12 protein-coding genes are annotated in these 19,488 nt (G+C 43.0%); 8 read left to right on the top strand and 4 right to left on the bottom strand.

All coding sequences use genetic code 11. The features are described 5' to 3' along the window. Positions 1-149: 149 nt before the first annotated feature. On the bottom strand, positions 150-4,388 hold the full coding sequence (locus tag ACKTT2_RS50835; RefSeq protein ID WP_407900739.1) for an ATP-binding protein: 4,239 nt from the start codon (positions 4,386-4,388) through the stop codon (positions 150-152). Positions 4,389-4,598: 210 nt separating this feature from the next. Here ACKTT2_RS50835 and ACKTT2_RS50830 point away from each other — a divergent pair, with 210 nt between their 5' ends. From ACKTT2_RS50830 to ACKTT2_RS50800, 7 genes are all read left to right on the top strand, one after another. Continuing rightward, positions 4,599-5,234 (top strand): FHA domain-containing protein, encoded by a 636-nt coding sequence (locus ACKTT2_RS50830; protein WP_407900738.1) that lies wholly within the window; start codon positions 4,599-4,601, stop codon positions 5,232-5,234. Positions 5,235-5,302: 68 nt separating this feature from the next. Next, positions 5,303-7,264 (top strand): FHA domain-containing protein, encoded by a 1,962-nt coding sequence (locus ACKTT2_RS50825; protein ID WP_407900737.1) that lies wholly within the window; start codon positions 5,303-5,305, stop codon positions 7,262-7,264. A 184-nt stretch (positions 7,265-7,448) separates the two neighbouring features. Next, on the top strand, positions 7,449-8,171 hold the full coding sequence (locus tag ACKTT2_RS50820) for a GDSL-type esterase/lipase family protein (RefSeq protein ID WP_407900736.1): 723 nt from the start codon (positions 7,449-7,451) through the stop codon (positions 8,169-8,171). Between the two features lie 338 nt (positions 8,172-8,509). After that, positions 8,510-8,935 carry a hypothetical protein gene (locus ACKTT2_RS50815; RefSeq protein WP_407900735.1) on the top strand — a complete coding sequence of 142 codons (426 nt, stop codon included), beginning with the start codon at positions 8,510-8,512 and terminating at the stop codon, positions 8,933-8,935. Positions 8,936-9,023: 88 nt separating this feature from the next. Beyond that, a complete protein-coding gene (locus ACKTT2_RS50810; RefSeq protein WP_407900734.1) occupies positions 9,024-9,671 on the top strand; it encodes a Uma2 family endonuclease in 648 nt (215 codons plus the stop codon). A 370-nt stretch (positions 9,672-10,041) separates the two neighbouring features. Further along, on the top strand, positions 10,042-11,334 hold the full coding sequence (locus ACKTT2_RS50805; RefSeq protein ID WP_407900733.1) for a cation:proton antiporter domain-containing protein: 1,293 nt from the start codon (positions 10,042-10,044) through the stop codon (positions 11,332-11,334). A 275-nt stretch (positions 11,335-11,609) separates the two neighbouring features. Beyond that, positions 11,610-13,787: a cation:proton antiporter gene (locus ACKTT2_RS50800; RefSeq protein WP_407900732.1), complete on the top strand. Its 2,178-nt coding sequence runs from the start codon at positions 11,610-11,612 to the stop codon at positions 13,785-13,787. 59 nt (positions 13,788-13,846) lie between these two features. Here ACKTT2_RS50800 and ACKTT2_RS50795 read toward each other — a convergent pair whose 3' ends face one another. Both ACKTT2_RS50795 and ACKTT2_RS50790 read right to left on the bottom strand, forming a co-directional pair. Beyond that, complete coding sequence (locus ACKTT2_RS50795) at positions 13,847-14,869, bottom strand: spore photoproduct lyase family protein (protein ID WP_407900819.1); 1,023 nt, start codon at positions 14,867-14,869, stop codon at positions 13,847-13,849. Positions 14,870-15,399: 530 nt separating this feature from the next. Further along, positions 15,400-17,166 carry a vanadium-dependent haloperoxidase gene (locus ACKTT2_RS50790; RefSeq protein WP_407900818.1) on the bottom strand — a complete coding sequence of 589 codons (1,767 nt, stop codon included), beginning with the start codon at positions 17,164-17,166 and terminating at the stop codon, positions 15,400-15,402. Positions 17,167-18,157: 991 nt separating this feature from the next. On the opposite strand from ACKTT2_RS50790, the gene ACKTT2_RS50785 reads away from it, so the two are divergent. Beyond that, a complete protein-coding gene (locus tag ACKTT2_RS50785; protein WP_407900731.1) occupies positions 18,158-18,832 on the top strand; it encodes a cadmium resistance transporter in 675 nt (224 codons plus the stop codon). Positions 18,833-18,863: 31 nt separating this feature from the next. Here the strand turns inward: ACKTT2_RS50785 and ACKTT2_RS50780 are convergent, their stop codons facing one another. Next, positions 18,864-19,487 carry a TetR/AcrR family transcriptional regulator gene (locus ACKTT2_RS50780; RefSeq protein WP_407900730.1) on the bottom strand — a complete coding sequence of 208 codons (624 nt, stop codon included), beginning with the start codon at positions 19,485-19,487 and terminating at the stop codon, positions 18,864-18,866. Position 19,488: the final 1 nt, after the last annotated feature.

The raw sequence follows: 19,488 nt of genomic DNA, 5'->3' as shown, positions 1-19,488 counted from the left end.
TTTGACACACATTCAAATACGGCTTCAGCATTACAGCCATTTTCAGGTAAATATACCATAAGAGAAAGTTGTATATTTTTTTATTTGGAAGTCCCTAAACATTAGTCATATTAAATTAAAAAATAGCGTGCTTTGGTTTACCTGCCTACTCAGTCGTTAATGGATAAGTTTGGCAAGGTTTTTCGCAGGGTCATAACCAATACCTCCGGCTCCACAGGTTTTGCTAAATGCTCTTGAAATCCATACTGTAGAGCTTGTTGCCGATCGAAATCTCCGGCGTAGGCAGTCAAAGCGATCGCAGGAATTTGCCCACCTTGTTCTATTGGTAACGCTCGAATCTGTTGGATCAACGTATATCCATCCATATCGGGCATTCCGATATCACTGAGAATCGCGTCCGGTTTGGATTGAACGAAGGCAGCAAACGCTTCGCACGCAGTTGTGGCTGTCATCACTTTTGCTCCGGCTTGCTCCAATACAAAAGCAATTAAGTCCCTTGAGTCGGCTTCATCGTCCACAACCAAAACTTGTACTCCAATCAAATTAAGGGATCGCTTTGGTGAATTAAAGTCTGGTTCGCTTGTTGACTGAATCGGCATAAGTGGAAGTCTAACTGTGAAAGTGGCTCCTAGTCCTTCACCTCGACTCTCAGCCCAAACCGTACCACCATGAAGTTCGACAAGGTGACGCACAATCGCCAACCCCAATCCCAATCCGCCAAATTGGCGAGTCGTTGAACTGTCTGCTTGGCGAAAATAGTCAAATACATAGGGTAAAAAATCACTAGAAATGCCTTTACCCGTATCTATAACGGTAATTTGTGCTAGGTTGGCAACTGGTTCTAGCCGCACCGTTACCTTACCGCCTTCAGGTGTAAACTTGATGGCGTTCGAGAGCAAATTCCAAATGATTTGCTGCAGGCGCGTTGCGTCCCCCAAAATCTGTCCTACGCCATCGCTAATGTAGGTCTTTATCTCAATTAACTTGGCTTCTGCTGCGAGTTGCAACGTCTCCATAGCTGCTTCAATAATTGTTATTAAGCTGACGGATTTGACATTGAGGCTAAGTTTGCCTTGCAAAATTCGGGAAACATCTAGCAAATCTTCGATTAATTCCGATTGCAGTTTGGCGTTACGTTCGATGGTTGCTAATGCTTGAGCAGTCTTGGCGGCGTCCAGATTTCCGATTTGTAGAAGCTTTGACCAGCCGAGAATGGGGTTGAGAGGCGATCGCAACTCGTGAGACAATACTGCTAGAAACTCATCTTTAATCCTGTTGGCTGTTTCCGCTTGCTCGCGAGCTTTTTTTTCCCTGGCAAGTAATTGCTCGCGTTCCATTTCGGCTGCTTTGCGATCGCTAATGTCAATCGAGATTCCGATCGCCCGTTTAGGTTCCCCATCGGAATCGTAAAAGATTTGACCGAGAGAACCAAACCATCGGATTCCCAAGGTGGGATGACAGATCCGAAACTCAAAGTTGAGGTGAGTTTGCTTCTGCTGCAAGGCGTCGCGCACGGTGCGAGCGGCAGTTGCTCGATCCTCTTCTAAGACTGTAGCTAACCAGTTCTCATAAGTGGATGGAATTGCCCAGTCGAGTCCATAGAGAGAGTAGTATTCTTCTGACCAAAATACGCTGCCTGTTGCCACGTCCCAATCCCAAGTCCCAATTTTGGCAGCCAATTGAGCAACCTTTAAGCGCTCCTCACTTTTTCGTAAAGCTGCTTCAGCTTGTTTGCGAACAGTAATTTCTGTGGCAATTATCGACACACCGTTGGCAGATGGATAAACGCGGTTCTCAAACCAACGATTCCATCTAGTATAGAAATACTCAAACCGAACGGGGACTTGCTCTGCTAAAGCTCGATGTACCTCTGTGTAGAACAGGGTGTCTATAATCTCTGGAAACACTTCCCAAACGCTCCTACCCAAAAGAATATGCTTAGGTATTCCAGTAACCTTTGTTACTTTGTCATTGACATAGGTGTAACGCCATTCGCGATCGAATGCCAAAAATTGGTCGGCAATTCGAGTTAAAACGCTTTCCAAGTTATCTTTTACCGCTTGCACTTCCACCCGCAGTGCCTGTTCTTTTTGGGCTGCCGCTTGTCGTAATTGTGCCAGTTTCAAATTTGACTCAACTCTTGCCAACAATTCACGAGCAGAAAAGGGCTTGATTAAGTAATCATCGGCTCCCGCTTCTAACCCTTCAATGCGTGACTCTTCTCCTGCACGAGCCGATAGGAGAATAATCGGGATTTCTTTAGTGCGTGGATTGGTACGGAGTTCGCGAAGCAACCCAAATCCATCAAGTCTGGGCATCATCACATCACTTAGTACCAAGTCGGGAAGACGCTGAGTAATGGCTTCTAATGCTTCTAAGCCATCACTAACAGTTTCTACCTCCCTGTACTGGCTCAATAATCGCTTCACATAATCCCGCATATCAGCGTTATCGTCGGCTAGAAGAATTCGGGCAGAGGATGGGGAAGACGGGGAGAGGGGGTGACGCGGTGACGCGGTGATTTCCTCCATACTTCTCTCAGTGTCTCCCTGTCTCCGTGTCACCATTTCTTCTTCTGGTAGCCAGCGCGACGCTTCGAGCACATAGGGATCTGCTCCTAATGCCGTTGATGCGAGGGCACGAGTTGCTTCAATTCGTTCGTTAGGTAAATGAGCCGAGCCAAAGGGAAGAGCGATGGTAAACGTTGTACCGGAATTAACCTGACTGGCAACGCGAATCATTCCACCATGAAGTTTAACGAGTTGTTGAACTAAAGCAAGTCCAATTCCAGATCCTTCATAAGTGCGCGATCGCGTTCCACTCACCCGATGAAATCGTTCAAATAATCGAGGCAATTCATTTTCAGGAATACCAACACCTGTATCTGTAACGCTCAATTCAACGGAATGACCAACAGGCTGTAATCGAACAGTGATACTTCCAGAAAACGTAAATTTAAACGCATTGGAAATGAGATTAAATACTATCTTTTCCCACATTTGGCGATCGACATACACGGGTTCCGACAAAGGTGGACAGTCTATTGCCAACGTCATTCCAGCCCGTTCAATCAACGAGCGAAATACACTCGCTAATTCTGCGGTAAACGCCGCCAGATCCGTGGGTTCATACACGGCTTCAATGCGTCCGGCTTCAATGCGGGAGAAATCTAGCAGCGTATTGACTAACTTTTGCAAACGTAAGCCGTTACGCTGGATGAGTTGTAGCTGTTCTCGCTCATCGGGTTGCAGGCGATCGTTGAGCGTATTGGAAAGTTCTTCCAAGGGACTTAACATTAATGTTAAGGGCGTGCGAAATTCATGGCTAACGTTACTGAAAAATGTGGTTTTGACGCGATCCAATTCTGCCAGTGCTTCGGCACGTTTCCTTTCTTCTTCATAGGCATTGGCATTGGCGATACTCGCTGAGATTTGCCCTGCTACTAAATTAATAAAGCTGCGGTAGGTATCATCAAAGAGTCGTAGCGGATTCAAACCAGCCACTAATAAGCCCGCTCGCCCTGTTTGACCAGAAGGTGCAATTGGGACAACTACAGCTTGATGCGGCGATCGATCCCAAGCCCCTGCAGGTAAATTGCCAAACACTGAGACCAGATCGGTTATCAAGACTAGCTTCTGCGTTTGGATAACTTCTACAAAAGACCAAGCTGAATAAGAATTGAGATCGACCAATGCGGGAACGGCAGGGTGGTCGCGATCGATACCACTAGTTCCAGCTAAAACAATGCGCTGCTGCTCCGGTTCGACCAGATAAATCATCGCAAAGGGCAGGTCATAAAGATTGGTTTGCAAGCATCTTGCGCTCAGTCTACAAGCTTCGTCGAATGTCCTTGCGTCTGCGGTTTGAGATGCCAGTTCTTGCAGAAGCATGAGTTGGCGCTCTCCAATAATGCGTTTAGTGTCGTCCGTATTGGCGCAGATAATGCCTCCTGGATTCCCTCGCTCGTCAGGAATGGGGCTATAAGAAAATGTGTAGTAAGTTTCTTCGGGGTAGCCGTTGCGCTCCATAATCAACAACAGCGATTCGTCGTAAGTCCCCTCATTGTTAAGCATCGTTGATTCTGCTCTCGGTCCGACGACATCCCAAATTTCCCGCCATACTTCAGAAGCGGGACGGGCAAACATTGCGGGATGCTTGCCACCCAGAATCGGTTTGTAAGCGTCGTTGTAAAGGTTCAGCAATTCTTCGCCCCACCATACCCACATTGGTTGGCTAGAAGTGAGCATGATGCGGACAGCAGTTTTCAGACTCTGCGACCAGGTTTCGACTGCACCCAAGGACGTTTTCGACCAATCGTGCGATCTCATCCGCGTTGCCATTTCGCCCTTACCTGCAAAAAGTTGTTCACTTACTTGCTGTTGCGTCATCCGCTCCTTTACCTCCATTACATTCACACAGATGGGCGAGAATGGAGATGTTGCCACTGTGTTCCAGCACTACGTACTTAATATACTTTATTCATTGTAATCTCTGTAATGACGGAGCTACTAAAAGTAGTTGCTGACTTCTATGTAATCGTGTTAGGAATTGCACAGCTAAGAATTGAAGTTGTTAATTGATATCACGGTGTTGGAAAGATGAACTCACTCACTTTGCAGTGGCAGGATGCAGGGAAAGATAAAACTCAGAATATATATGAACAACAGCAAACAAAAAACCAAGGCACTGTTCGTATTGGTCGCGATCCAATCCGGTGTGACATTGTACTGAGTCATCCTACTGTATCGGGGTTGCACGTTGAAATTTACTTTCATTCACAACAGCAATGTTTTTTAATTATAAATCTACGAGAACAGAATCCTCCACTTGTCGATGGACAGCAACTCGTTCGAGGTACACTCAGATTACATCAAGGCAGTACTATTTATTTGGGACAGCAACAACTCCTTGTAACTGCTGTTTCTATCTCCTCAACTAGCAGCGTTCCTGAAACACTTTTAAACCCACCGCAACCAAAGGCAGTCAATTCTCGACCTGTTACACCAGTGGCAGTTCAAGGATACCACCAACCTACGCCTCCTGTTAGGCAGCAACCAGTTGCACAAGGACATTACCATCATGCGCCGACTCCACCCGTACAGCAGGGAGTTTACGGTTTGGAGTGTCCCAAATGTCATAAAGTTTCTTCCTCAGAACACTTACAAGTTGGTTGTCCTTGGTGCGGTACATCTTTGGCTGCGGCGATCAGTGTTTTAGTTCCACCTGGTGTTTAGAGGAAAAGGAAGACACCAGAACAGTATAGTTTATAACTAAATAATTATTTGCTATTGATTCTTAATTAATGTCTAATAATTTACAAATTCAATTAACTTGGGACGATCCGACAACAGGGGAACGACGAGAACCTCGTTTAAATGCTCCGATCGCTCTTGGTCGTGATTTTGCTGCTTTACCTGCCGAACTCCACGAACAGCGTGTTGCTCGTATGCTGCTCAATAGCAGTCAAGTTTCTCGTTTCCATGTTCTGATCGATTGGGAACAAAACCAGTTGGTGGTGACTGACCAAAACAGTACTAATGGCACGGTTGTCAACGGTCAACGTCAGACACGCGGCATTCTTGTCAGTGGAGATACCGTACAAATCGGTCCATACATAATTACTGTGACCCTTGCTGTTGCTGGCACGCCTACAGCACCTCCAAGCGTTCACTCTGCTATCCAGTTTAACCCCAATACCAATCTACCAGATCCTACCCTACCTGCTTCCCAACCCGTAACACCATTGGGAAGCAATTTTCCACCTTCGGTATTTCAGGAAGAACTAGTTCCAGTACAAGCACTACACGCAACGGGGTTACCAGTAACTGAGAGCGATTATCTTGCAGTTGGTGCTGGATTGGGTAGCTATATTTGGATAGATTTACTGAGAATGTCTGGTGTTCGGAGTGAAAATATTACCGCTTTGGGTTTAGAAAAAGAACCCTATGCCCGGTACAAACGCCTTTGCATGAATTCCCAAATTCCCTTGCACGAACGCTTGCGCTCGAATTCCGATTCTTGCCCCGATAATATTTGGGGTTGGCCTAGTTATGCCTTACGAGAAGCATGGCATGACTTTTCTCAAGGGAAATTAGACCGAGCTTTTCGATATTTATGGCAGGTTTTTAATGAGCCAACTTTTGCCGAAACTTATACACCCCGTGCGGGAAATGTCTTTAATTCTATAGACAGGGAAGCGAAACGCATAGGCTGGGATAAGATTTACCGTTACGGACGAATACGGGCAATTCGGAAAACGGATGATGGTAGATATTGCGTGGCTTATTCCCAAGGACATGGAAGTCACGCTTTTCACGTAGCTCGTTTTTTGCACCTAGCAACTGGTTATCCAGCAATTCAGTTTCTCCCAGACTTACAAGCTTATCGCGAGAAGTATCAAGATTTCAAGTCTGTTGTCAATGCTTACGAAGAGCACAGCCACATTTACGAGCAACTCGAAAAACAAGGTGGGAAAGTTTTGTTGCGGGGACGAGGAATTGTGGCTTCTAGAATTGTACAGCGCATTTATGAAGCCCATCGGCACAATCGTAATATTACAGTTTTACACTTAATGCGATCGCCCAAACCAAAGGGCAATAAATATGAAAAAGCACAGCGTCTCGTCAAAAACCATTACGAATACCAGCCCTTCAATTGGCCCAAAGCCTGTTGGGGTGGCGAACTCCGCGCCCTATTAGAAAAAGCTAGTCCCGAGGAACGTCAACGCTTGCTAGCAGATTGGGGTGGAACGACCACAGCCGATCGTCTCGACTGGCAACATATTACTGAAGAAGGATTAAGAGAAGGTTGGTATAAAATTGAATTCGGTAAAGTAGAAAAAGTAGAACGGGATGCTCAGAACCGTCCTGTCACCTACATTCAAGAAAAAGGTTTTGGGCAAATTACATTGGAAGCGGATTTTATTGTTGATGCCACTGGCTTAGATGCCAAAGTGCAAGTTAATCCCCTTTTAGCAGATTTGGTGAAACATTACAACTTGCCATTGAACCATCTAGGAAGGTTGTCGGTGGCAAATAATTTTGAAGTTGTTGAAATGCGTAATGGGAAAGGTCAAATTTATGCAGCAGGGGCAATTACTTTAGGTGGACCTTACGCTGCCGTTGATAGCTTTTTGGGATTGCAATATGCTTGCTTGTGTGCTGTTGATAGTCTGGCTGCTGCTCGTGCGCCTAACGTGAAGCGATTGAATGTTATAAGTTCTTTTAGTAATTGGTTAAAGTGGGTATTTAACCAGTCTCCGTAGAAAAATTTGGCCCTATAGTATCATAGTATGTCACTCAATTTTCAAATGTATATAAATTTTGAGTCAAAAAATCAGAAGTTGTTATGAAAATACTATGGAAAAATATGGAAAAATTGTCAGTACAGCTATCAATGGTATAGAACTGTATAGAATTCTATAGTGATGTAAAATATAAAATTTTAAGATGCAGATATTTAAAGCACGTTCCCCAATGCATCTGTCAGTTGTACCGAAACTCTGTCAGCCCTTGAAGATAGTGGCGTTAGGCGATAGTTTAGTTTATGGATTTGGCGACCCAGAAGGAGGTGGCTGGGTTGAGCGATTGCGGCGGAGTTGGATGTCACCCGATAGTCCGGGTCACGTTCTTTATAATTTGGGAGTGCGAGGCGATCGCATCCAACAAGTCGCTCACCGATTAGAAGCTGAGTTCCGCCATCGCGGTGAACTGCGAAACCAAGTTCCCGACTTAATTATTTTATCAGTGGGAGTTAATGATTCAGCACGGTTAGGTCGTCCTGATGGACGGAATTTTACAGACTTTGCTGTTTTTGAATCAGAAATTGCTGCTTTACTGGATCGAGCACAGCAATTATGCCCGGTTTTATTTATCGGAATGATGCCAGTCGATGAAGCTAAGATGCCTTTTCTTGACTGCTTCTACTTCAATCATGCCGATCAATACCGATACAAAGAAGCTACAAAAGTTGCTTGTATTGAACGGGGTATTCCCTATCTCGATATTTTCGAGCAATGGATGGAACAAGGTGAAGCTTGGAGGGTAAAGCGCGTAAGTGCTGATGGTCTCCATCCCAATACCTTAGGGTATAAAACCTTGTTAGAAAATGTTACGAGTTGGGCAGCAATGAGCGAGTACAATTCTGTTGCTGATTACCAACGTGCTCGTTAATCAAGGTATAATTTCAGGACTGCTTAAGTTTTGCCACAAATTTCAAACCGTGTAGGTTGGGTTGAGGAACGAAACCCAACATTTACAAACATTTGTTAGGTAAATGTTTTATTTAATTCAAATGTTTAATAGACTTCTTACAAAAGTCAAAAAAATGAATCATAAACCGCTGATGCACGCTGATGCACGCTGATGAAAGGTGGTTAAAGAGTAGTTAAGATAGGCTGGAAAGATTGCATTCATTTGATAGCTTGCTGCTATTGTAACTTTGCCATCAACTGTATGGAAGAAGTATAACTGCTATAGAATCCTTCCTACCAAACATTCAATTGCATATTATGACTCCTACTTTATTTGGTCGCTGGCAAACTCGATTGTTATTACTTGCTACTGTAGGTACAGTGGTATCTCTACCCTTTGCGATTGGCTTGATAGGTTCTTATCCAAGCGCAGCTTATTTCTGGATACTAACTTATGTTGCTATCTTTGGTCTAGGATGGGATGTTGTATACGACCAAATTCAAAAATACCGTTGGGATCGAGATTGGCCTGCTGCCTATCAACTCTTCGCAGGTATCTGGGAAATGATATTTATTTGGTTCGCAGTAGGTATCTTTCGTATCTTACCTATATCTAGTTATCCACCAGTAGGTGTGTTTCTTCAGCATTACAGTGTTGTATGGCTAGCAATTTTTATCGTTTCACAAAGTTTAATGCGGATTATCTTTGTGCGTTGGCGCTTCCGAGGTGGACAGTGGTTGTAAACGTTCAACCAAAAACTAGCTTTATCACCATGGTGAAGCATTGTTAAACTAAGTTTAATAGCAAAGAAACTATGCAGGTTCCCCAATTATGCTTAATCAAGCGCTAGTAATAGATACTGTTCCTACCGATACCTGGGTAGAAGCAGCCTGGGAAGATTTTCTTACCTTTGCAGATGACCCCACTTTGGAACGTGCTAGATTTTACTATGATGACGGCTACATGAGGGTTGAGATGTCACCACTAGGTCCTGCACATGGTTATGATAATTCAATTGTTTCAACTCTTATAGTCTTGTATGCAGCTATTAAAAATATTCCCATTAAGGAGTTAACAAATACTAGTTTCCGAAAAGCTAGAGTTAGTGGTTCTCAGCCTGATATTGCTTTTTATATTGGCACAAATTTGCGATTACCTCCCCGAAATAATTCTCCAGTAAATCTCAATGAGTTAACTCCACCCACGCTAGTTGTGGAAATTGCCGCTTCGTCTCTAGAAGACGATACTGAGCGTAAACAAAAACTTTACCAACGCCTGGGAGTTCAAGAATATTGGGTAGTTGATGTCAGTGCAAGCAAGGTAATTGCAAATTCATTGTCAGCAACACAAACTACCCCTATTCGTGAGTCTCAAGTACTCCTTGGATTGGAAATTGCCTTAGTTGAAGAAGCTCTTATGCGCTCTCTCACTGAAGATGATGGAGCTATTACTCGTTGGTTACTAGCTAAGTTTAATTAAATTTTTAATGATAGCCTCACGCCAAGACGCAGGGAGCATCCCGTTTTGGCAAATATACCTTCAGAATAGAATTTCAGACTTGTAGGGGCGCGGCGACCTTGCGCCCCTACGGTAGGTGATGTTGGTTCTCGTTAGTTAAAAAATCAGAGGCGCTAAAAATGCTTAATCCATATCTGACGGTTTTTGTCAATGCGTAAGTCCTAGTTATATGTTAAAAATTATCATGAGCTACTGTACATGACGCTGTTGTTAAGTTTACAACTAAATCTGTATCAGTATAAATAATCAGAGTGCCGTGTTTGTTCATCTTTAGAGCAGTCCAAAGCTAACTTGTAGATGAATGACATGAATTCTCCAACAAAGGAACACAATGTCAAATTTTGAGCTAGTTTTAAGGCTATTACTACAGTTAACAGTCATTTTAGCCACTTGTCGTATTGTCACGATTATTGGACGGCGCTACCTCGGACAAACGGATGTCGTTTGCGAAATGATTGCAGGTGTTATGTTGGGACCATCGCTTTTTGGTGCGATCGCACCGAGCATACAGCAATGGTTGTTTCCTAAAGTTCCTATAATACTTGCCACCGGAGCAAAAATCCCCAACCCATCCATGTCAATTCTCTTTGCTATCAGTCAAATTGGGTTGATTGTCTATATGTTCTTAATTGGTTTGGAATTTAATACCGATATTATTAAGCAAAGGCTCAAGGGTGCTAGTTTCGTTTCTGTAGCGGGGATACTCGTACCATTTTGTTTAGGTAGTGTAGCAGCTTTCTTTCTTGTCAATCGGGGCGACTTATTTAAACAAGGTGTCAGTCCTTGGGCTGCAGCACTATACTTAGGTGCTTCCATGTCAATTACGGCATTCCCAATGTTAGCCCGAATGCTGTACGAGCGTGGTATTGCAAAAACTCATTTTGGAACTTTAGCACTCGCTGCGGGTTCCATTGATGATGCCACAGCATGGTGTTTGCTAGCTATTGTATTAGCTAGTATTCACACCAATACAAGTATTGCAGCGTTTGCAATTGGTGGTGGTATTGCTTACGTACTTTTGACAACTTTCGTGGCAAGACCTGCACTCTCGATCTTTAATAGGATGGTAAAACGAGATGGTGAATTGACCGTTCAAACCCTAACTTTAGTATTTACACTCTTGATGTTTTGTTCTTGGGTTACCGATGCAGTTGGTATTTATGCTGTTTTTGGTGCATTTATTATTGGAACCGCAATGCCAAGAGGTGAGTTTGCAGAACAACTTCGCGATCGCACGGAATTTCTAACCACCTCTCTTTTACTACCCATATTTTTTGTCTTTTCTGGATTGAACACTCAAATTGGATTAGTTAACACGCCAATTCTTTGGGCTATAACGGCTTTGATTGTAGCAATTGCCATTTTTGGTAAAGGCATTGCTTGTATGTTAGCTGCAAAATTGTCAGGAGAAAATTGGCGCGAATCAGCCACTATTGGTGCTTTAATGAACGCACGAGGTTTGATGGAATTAATAATCCTTAACATTGGATTAGAACAAGGTATAATTACCCCAATTTTATTCACAATTATGGTGATTATGGCGATCGTTACTACACTCATGACATCACCGTTAGTTAACTTTTTGTTACAGAGAACGAGTTACGATACCTCTCAAATAGTATAGCAATTTTGTTCTAGTTCTACACAAATACTGAGCCTGAGAAACCTGGTATCTGAGAGATGCTGGGTTTTTTATGTTAATCTTGAGATATCAGTATATTCTCTAAGAAAATAAAATTTATAGCCCCTTAGTTTTAACGGTGGCAACTGTATCCCAAAAAGAATTAATATTCAAGACTGTGACAAATTACCGCAAGATTGCTGAATAAAGTTGACATTTTTCAGTGATATAAAGAATTATCTTAGGGACATCAGTTGTCGCTAGTCAGGGAGGAAATCATGCACGCAGTTGTTTTAGTTCTTGTTGAGGTGCTGATTGTTATTGGGCTATCCAGACTGGTGGGTCTTGCCTTCCGGTGGATTAACCAACCACTTGTTATCGGCGAAATTGTTGCCGGGATTCTTCTCGGTCCATCTTTTTTTGGTTTGGTTGCTCCTGGGTTAGCAGCTACCTTATTTCCACCAGAAACAGTTCCTTTCCTAAACGTACTGTCTCAGGTGGGGCTAATCTTTTTTATGTTTCTCATTGGATTGGAACTAAATCCCAAATACTTAAGTGGTAATTTGGAAGTTGCAATCGTGACATCTCATGTCAGTATTTTAGTGCCGTTTTCTCTTGGAGCGTTGCTTGCAGTAGTTCTCTACCCTTTAGTTTCTAGTAGTAGCGTGTCGTTTACCGCGTTTGCCCTATTTTTAGGCGCTGCCATGTCAATTACCGCGTTTCCCGTACTCGCCCGAATTATTACTGAGAACAATCTACAAGGAACTCGCTTAGGGACTTTGGCACTAACTTGTGCAGCCGTTGATGATGTTACGGCTTGGTGCATATTGGCAGTTGCGATCGCCGTGGCAAATACTGGTAGCTTCAGTAAAGCGATCCCCACAATCCTCTTTGCTCTCGTCTATATTGGATTCATGGTGACCTTGGGGCGGTCTTTTCTAAACCGTTTTGCCGTCTACTACCGTCGTACCGGACGCCTCAGTCAATTGGTTCTTGCTTTAATTTACATGGGAATTGTTGCGTCTGCTCTCATCACAGAACTCATTGGCATTCACTTAATTTTTGGAGCATTTTTACTAGGGGCAATTATGCCCAAAAATGCCGAACTTGTCAAAGAATTAGCGGTAAAAACAGAAGATTTTGTTTTAATTTTCCTGCTACCAGTATTTTTTGCTTACAGTGGTTTGAGAACTCAAATTGGGTTGCTCAATAGTCCAAAATTGTGGTTGCTCTGTTTGTCAGTGTTGGTAGTTGCGATCGCGGGTAAATACATTGGAACTTATGTAGCTGCTCGTGTTTGCAAGATAAACAAACGAGAAGCCTCTGCACTTGGTTGGTTAATGAACACTCGCGGTTTAACCGAACTCATAGTACTTAATATTGGTTTGAGCCTTGGAGTGATTTCCCCTGTGTTGTTTACTATGCTCGTCATTATGGCATTGGTCACAACATTCATGACATCGCCACTACTTGAGATAACATATCCTAAGAAACTAATGATGTTAGATGTACTAGAGCCAGAACCAGAGGAAGCAACGAGTGATGGCGATACAATACCGGAAAACAACCAGATCTCTTACCGAATTTTAGTACCTGTAGCAAATCCAAGCACTCAAAAGGGTTTGGTACAGTTAGCTGTGGCAATTGCTATGAATTCCCAGCAATCTGCTGTTGTTAATCCCTTGAGTTTGATTCACCTGCAAGAAGATTATGCTTTTGAAAGTACTCCTGTAGAAGCAGAGAAGTTAATTGCACAGCGTCGTCATCAAATAGAAGAATTAATTGAACGTTTAGAACCTTCAACATCCCGCTCCTACGTACATCCTATTGTTCGCGTATCAAATAATGTAGCTAGAGAAACAGCACAAATTGCTTTACTCGAACAAGCAAATCTCATTTTAGTAGGATGGCATCGCCCAGCTTTTAGTAAAAATCGTTTGGGTGGACGAGTCGGTCAAATTCTCTCAACTGCACCAGTTGATGTCGCGGTATTTGTCGATCGCGGAGGAAAACGTCTCGAACGTTTGTTAGTACCATACTCAGCAAATATTCATGACGATCTTGCATTGGTACTTGCTCTCAGGTTGTTAGTTAATAGCGATACGCGACGCTTAATGATTTTACAAGTCGTAGAAAATCAGCAAGTCAAGCACGAATTAAGTAATGAGCTTCACAATATTATGGAACAGTTACCTTGTAACGTGCGCGATCGTGTAGACATCAAAGTTATTGAATCTAGAGAGCCAATTCAAGCTGTAGTCACCGCATCAGAAAATGTTGACCTTACTATTGCAGGAACAAGCCGTGCTTGGGGGATCGAACGTCAAACATTGGGAAGATATACAGATGAATTAGCCATTGAGTGTCGTTCATCGCTGCTGATCGCCCGTCGTTACAGCCAAGTCACTTCTCACCTCACTCCCATACTGACAGAAACAGTGACCAGTGACCAGTGACTCAGAGGGGACTCCGAGTTCCCCAATCCCCAGTCCCTAATCCCTAATCCCCAATCGAGCTAAGTCCAATAAAGAATTTTGGCTTTTGGAAAACGTCGTTGAATCTCATTCTCGAAGTAGCGACGTAAAGCTTTCATTGTATCGGCTTCATAAACATACTTGGTTCCACCAAACTTATTTCGTTTCACACTACGCTTTTCTTCGTCCATATCAAGCTTTGATTGGGGATACCAAGTTTGCAAAACTTCTTTTGACCCTGGTGTAAAGCGGTGCGAGATCAGTTCAAAAGTGAGGTCGCAATCAAAATTTAATGCTTCACTTATCTGGTCAAACAAGCGATCGTATGAAGACTGCCAATCATCTAAAAGCATAATTGGCGCAATGACCAAACCAACGGGATAACCGCCACCACCTCGCTCTTTTGGTAAAGCTAACTTTCGCAACGCCATAAGTCGTGATAGTACTGATGCTGTTCCACCCTCAAATCGACCAGAAACAGGTGCAGCATTGACACTCATGCGAAACCGAGTATGACCGTTGTGCGGTATGTCAAGAAGATTATCCACCGCATCAAACTTAGACACACAGCGTAAGTAGGCGCGTTCGCGAGTACCAAAATGACGAATACATTCAGCAAGACTACCTGTGAGATGTTCGATACCCAAAGGATCTGTATAACAGCTTACTTCATAAGAGGTTGCTTTATCTGGTTGCTCGTAAGCTGCTAAGTTTTCCAATATTTGAGGTAGGTTAGCAAACACGCGAATAACTGGCGGACCTTGCAAGCTTCCTGCTAGGTAACAGTATTGACAGTGCGCCGGACAACCTTCTGCAATGTGAAATTGCCAATCAGCTGATGGCGGGATGGGGCTGAGCTTAAAAGCACTGGGTGGAGCTGTTACAACAGCAAGAGTCCGCTTGGCAATATCGTAAGTCTCGCGTTCGGATTCACCGCGTAAACCTGTGAGGCGATTTCGCGGTAACTCTTCAATAGGTAAGTTATAAGACTGCAGCCGTTGGAGAATTTGCTGTCCCCAGGGTTCACCAAGAGCGGCTGGTGTAAACAACACTCGTTCTGGCATCCATAATTTCGGTTCCCGCACAGAAGAGGCTTTTGGTATTGTGACAGTATTTGCAATCATTTTAGTAAGGGAGTAGGGAGTAGGAAATAGGGGGAAGAAATAGAATATTATTGCGAGGGAATTAATGAAGAGTTTTAAATAATAGTAGAACCTACGCACAGGCCCCTTTTTAAGGAGGGTTGGGGGGCAATACTTGTCGGGTTTTGCCTAAAAATACGAAAACACGTAGGTTGGGTTGAGGAACGAAACCCAACATTTACAGACATTTGTTAGGTTTCTCCACGGGTTTACCCAACCTACAGAAATTCGAGAGTTCTTGCAGTATTGGGTTCGGGGGATCTGCAACGTGCAAAATCCCTAAAATACTGTTGAGGTTACGTGAGCGCTAAATAGTTTTTTATAACATAACTCTATTGTAAAGCAAGCAAAATTCTTCTTATTTCTAGCCTTGGTACGGGTTACCCCAATTAAAAGTAGTGGTTTTATGTTATGACTGGTCACTGTTACGTATCTGTCGAGCGTATCAAATACTACGCTATTTCATCAAAATTTGTACCGTCAAACTTGGTAAACGTGAAGCCGTCAAATCTTTCGTTGAACCCTAGCCTTTCATCTTTGAGGATGCTGATAGCAACCTCTTCTCCCAAAGCTAAGCCAGCTGCAATATCAGAACGCCAGTGGATACCAGCGAGAGAGCGACCAAAAGTATAGTTAACTGCAAACTTGTCGATCTCGCCACCTACTGTCAATGGCGCTCCACGATAAGGAATGACTTTTGTGGGATCTTTGGGATCGGGTACTACAGGATTGGGAATAACAAAGTCTTCATCGAAAAACGCTTTCAACAATGTGGCTGAGACACCAGCAATAGCAGCAGAACCAGCAGTGTAGGCGGAATGGAGCGGTGCTCCTTCTGGGTATGCGTGTGGTAATAAATACGTACCAAAAGTCTTAAAAGTCTCAGCTAAGGCTTTGGAATTCAAGAACTCAGAATGGATTGGATAATCAGTTTTGTTGACAAGATTGTTGTATGCTAACCCAGCATATGCTTCTGGTCGCAAACGACGATGTAAGTAAAACTTACCCCAATAAGAGGCTCTGATTGCCCGCGAAGGAGCGAGGAGGAGCAAGGCTTGGAAATGTGCTGCTGCAAATGTAGCAGCTGAACCCACTTGAGTTCTAGAGTCGATATAGGGGTTGCTTGAATTCAAGGGTGCGCCAATACCACCAAGAGTCGCTAAGACTCCATAAAATAGAGCGCCATTAATACGACTGTATTCAGTAATATCACGTATATTAGAGACATAACGACGTGTTGGATCGAACTGAATAGATTTGCCAGAACTGCCTCCATTCTGTACCGTCAACCACTCGTTGTAGTCAGTAAGGAAATCGTTGCCAGGAAGAGCAGTACGAATCAAGGGAGAAATAAATTGAGTGTTGAGAGGAATGTCCAGCAACAAAAACTGTGAAACGTAAGGACCTTCTGTTACACCAGGTGGGACAACGTATTTTGTTGTTTTGCCTGATGGGTCGCTCTTGTCAACATAGTTAACACTGGCACGAAATAGAGTTTGAGGGGTAATAACACCATTTTCTTTCGGTCCTCGAAATGCTGACAGTTTGTTGAGATCTTCAATTGCTGCCAAGATTTTCGGATTGTCAGTGTCGTTTTGGAACTCTCTAAGAGAAACTTCTCGCAGTAAAGCAGCCCAATAAAGTTCAACTGCCTCAGCAGCTTGTTCTGCACTATTTAAAGTCGCTGGTGGTGGAGTCGCTACTTGGGCAGCATTGATCCCCTCAAGGCTAATTGCTAATGGTCCTTGAGGGTTCACAAGTTTCCTTCCGCCATCCAAGATAATATTTTCAAAGTCGTTAGGGTTTAGCGTTGTTATTGCTTTTATAAAAGAGTTATAGGCTTCAATCTGGACTTCGCCGCGTTGGTCATGCGGTAATCCCCTAGTATCAGTAGCAATTTTGTTAGGATAGCGTTCTTCATCACCGTTAGTTGGATGCGGCGGAATACCGAGCGCTAGCTGATTTTTTGCTGCTTCAACACGTACTTGATAGGCTTTCTGAACAAAATTATCATAGTTGAAGGTTCTGACACGCCTACCTTTTTCTTGTGCAAAGACAATATTTCCTTTTTTTACAGAGGAGAAGAGAGGAGCCATGACTCCACCCGCAACACCGGTGGCAGTTAACAGACTAGCGCGACCTAGAAATGAGCGTCTACTGACTTGACTAAACAGCGAACGTTTGCTGTTGTTGTTATCTGTATTCTGGTTAGAATTCATGTTTTTGCTTCTTTGTGTATTGTTTTGGGAAGTTCTGTCGAGATCGGGTTTGAATTCCATAACCCATGCCAATACCTCGAGCAAATCAGTTTCAATCGTGGTTTTTACGCACAGATTAAGATTTGCTTCATCTTTTTTAAAGATGGCATAGGTACCATTACTTTCTCTAAACAATGGCACAAGAAAAGCCACTATTTTTCAAAAGTCTATCTTGAAAGTCTTGTAAACTGACGAGTTAACCGTACTTTTATTTGTTAAATCAGAATATCCCACAAAAAGATATCAAAAGCAAGTTGTTTTTGTAAAACGTTGTAACTTAAAGAATACTAAGCCTACGTGCGATCGCTATGGTCACCTGAGAGAAAGTGCCAAAAGGCGAGCGCTCATTTATAGCGGTTTTCAGTTGGCTGCAATACATTAAAAATAGTCTTGTGGAACGGGCAGGATGCCCGTTTTAGGCGGGCAAGATGCAAAGCACCACAAGAACTGTATTGGGTTCAAGTGAAAAGCGCTATATCTGTGCGTGCTAGTTAGTCACATTCGGAGGGAAATCCTCCTATGGCAATGAGCGTGCCACGCACACGGTTCAGCACTGGTATCACCGCCTGCAGCGTGCTTACTCACCACCTACATGGGTTTTAAAACCTTAGTTTTTGGTAAGTGCAAGCCGCAGCAGGCTTCGTTTGTGTAGTCGTGAATTATATTCGCCAAAATTTTTCAGACATCCTCTTAAAGAAGTCGTGAATATCGAGCGCCATCAAAATATTTTCAATAAATTTTGTTTATTCTTTTAAAAAGAAAGAATATTTGCTCTTATTTGGTTGAGATTTTAATATTAAGAACAAGCAACCTTGGTTAAGAAATAATCCTAAATGCGATTAATACATCTTGCCTTGAAAGAAAAGCAATTGAATAAGCTTTTTAAAGTCTCTCACTTCTAGAAGTAGAGAAAGACTATATAGATAATTTGTAATTTTTGTGAGCAAAAACAATGAGTTGGATGATTGGCACTTTAGTTATTGGGGTTTCTGCTGCGTTTGCAACTACCTTTGATGACAATATATACTTGACTGCTTTCTTTGGAAAAGTCAATCATTTCTTTCGTCCCAAACATATTATCATTGGTGAATTTGTTGGATTTACAGTATTAGTAGTTGCTAGTTTGCCTGGTTTTTTCGGCGGTTTAGTTCTTCCAGAAGCTTGGATTGGGTTGCTAGGTCTCCTTCCAATTATTATTGGGATCGGTAATTTCATGAGTCGAAATGACGATGCAGACACAATACAAGATGTGTCAATTAACCTCAGTCATTCAGTCAAGCATAAACGGCAGAAGAAATCATTATTTGCGACTCTACGCGATCCTCAAACTTATCGCGTTTCAGCAGTAACGATTGCTAATGGAGGAAACAATATTGGTATTTATGTACCATTGTTTGCTACTACCAATCTTCCCAGTCTAAGTGTGATTTTGTGTGTTTGCTATTTTACTGTTGGATTGTGGTGCTTCCTTTCCTACAATTTGACTCGTAATCCTCTCATGGCTCCGCTTCTGGCTCGGTATGGTCGAAAAATATTCCCATTTGTATTAATCTGGCTGGGGTTCTCTATCATGATGAAAAGTGGAACTTTTCAACTTTTCCCTGGCGTAGCAATGCTTTTCAACTAGATTTTAAATTCTGCATGATATTAGGAATGCCTTAAGCTTGTATTCCTAATATCAAAAAGTTGACTAATTCTTTGGCGAAGGCATCATCCAACGTCGCATGCTTTAGCAATAACCGATACCAAATAGGACCGTAAATCGCATCAAGCGCCAGTTCCAAATTCACATCAGGACGTATTTCACCTCTTTCAATGCCTCGCTCTAAAATAGTTTGAGTTACTGCTCTGCGACCTTGAATAAATTGCTCGCGAAATGCTTCGGCTAAAGAAGTATCAATTTGTGCTTCGGCAATTAGCCCTGTAACAGCAGTACCTGTCGCTGTTGTTGTCAGTATTGCAAATAGCTGCTGTAAAACCTGATATAAATCTTGTTTAACTGAACCCGTATCGGGTGTAGGGATATTCTGCGTAGCTTTTTCTGAGTATGCTTCCATTATAACTGCTGCTTTAGAAGACCACCAACGGTAAATAGTCTGTTTGCCTACTCCTGCACGTGCTGCGATCGCCTCAATACAAATATTGCCGTAACCTTTTTCCTCCAATAGCTCAATAGCTGCTTTAAGAATTGCTCGATGAGAATGCTGATTGCGCCTACGCATCACAGGTGTAACAGCCGTCGATGGTGTATGAGTATTTTTGCTTTTTAGTAGTTGTGACATG

Source organism: Scytonema hankhaensis NUACC26 (assembly GCF_045865695.1).
In the GTDB taxonomy this organism is placed as follows: Bacteria; Cyanobacteriota; Cyanobacteriia; order Cyanobacteriales; family Nostocaceae; genus Scytonema.
This window is presented reverse-complemented; position numbering and strand designations above follow the sequence as displayed.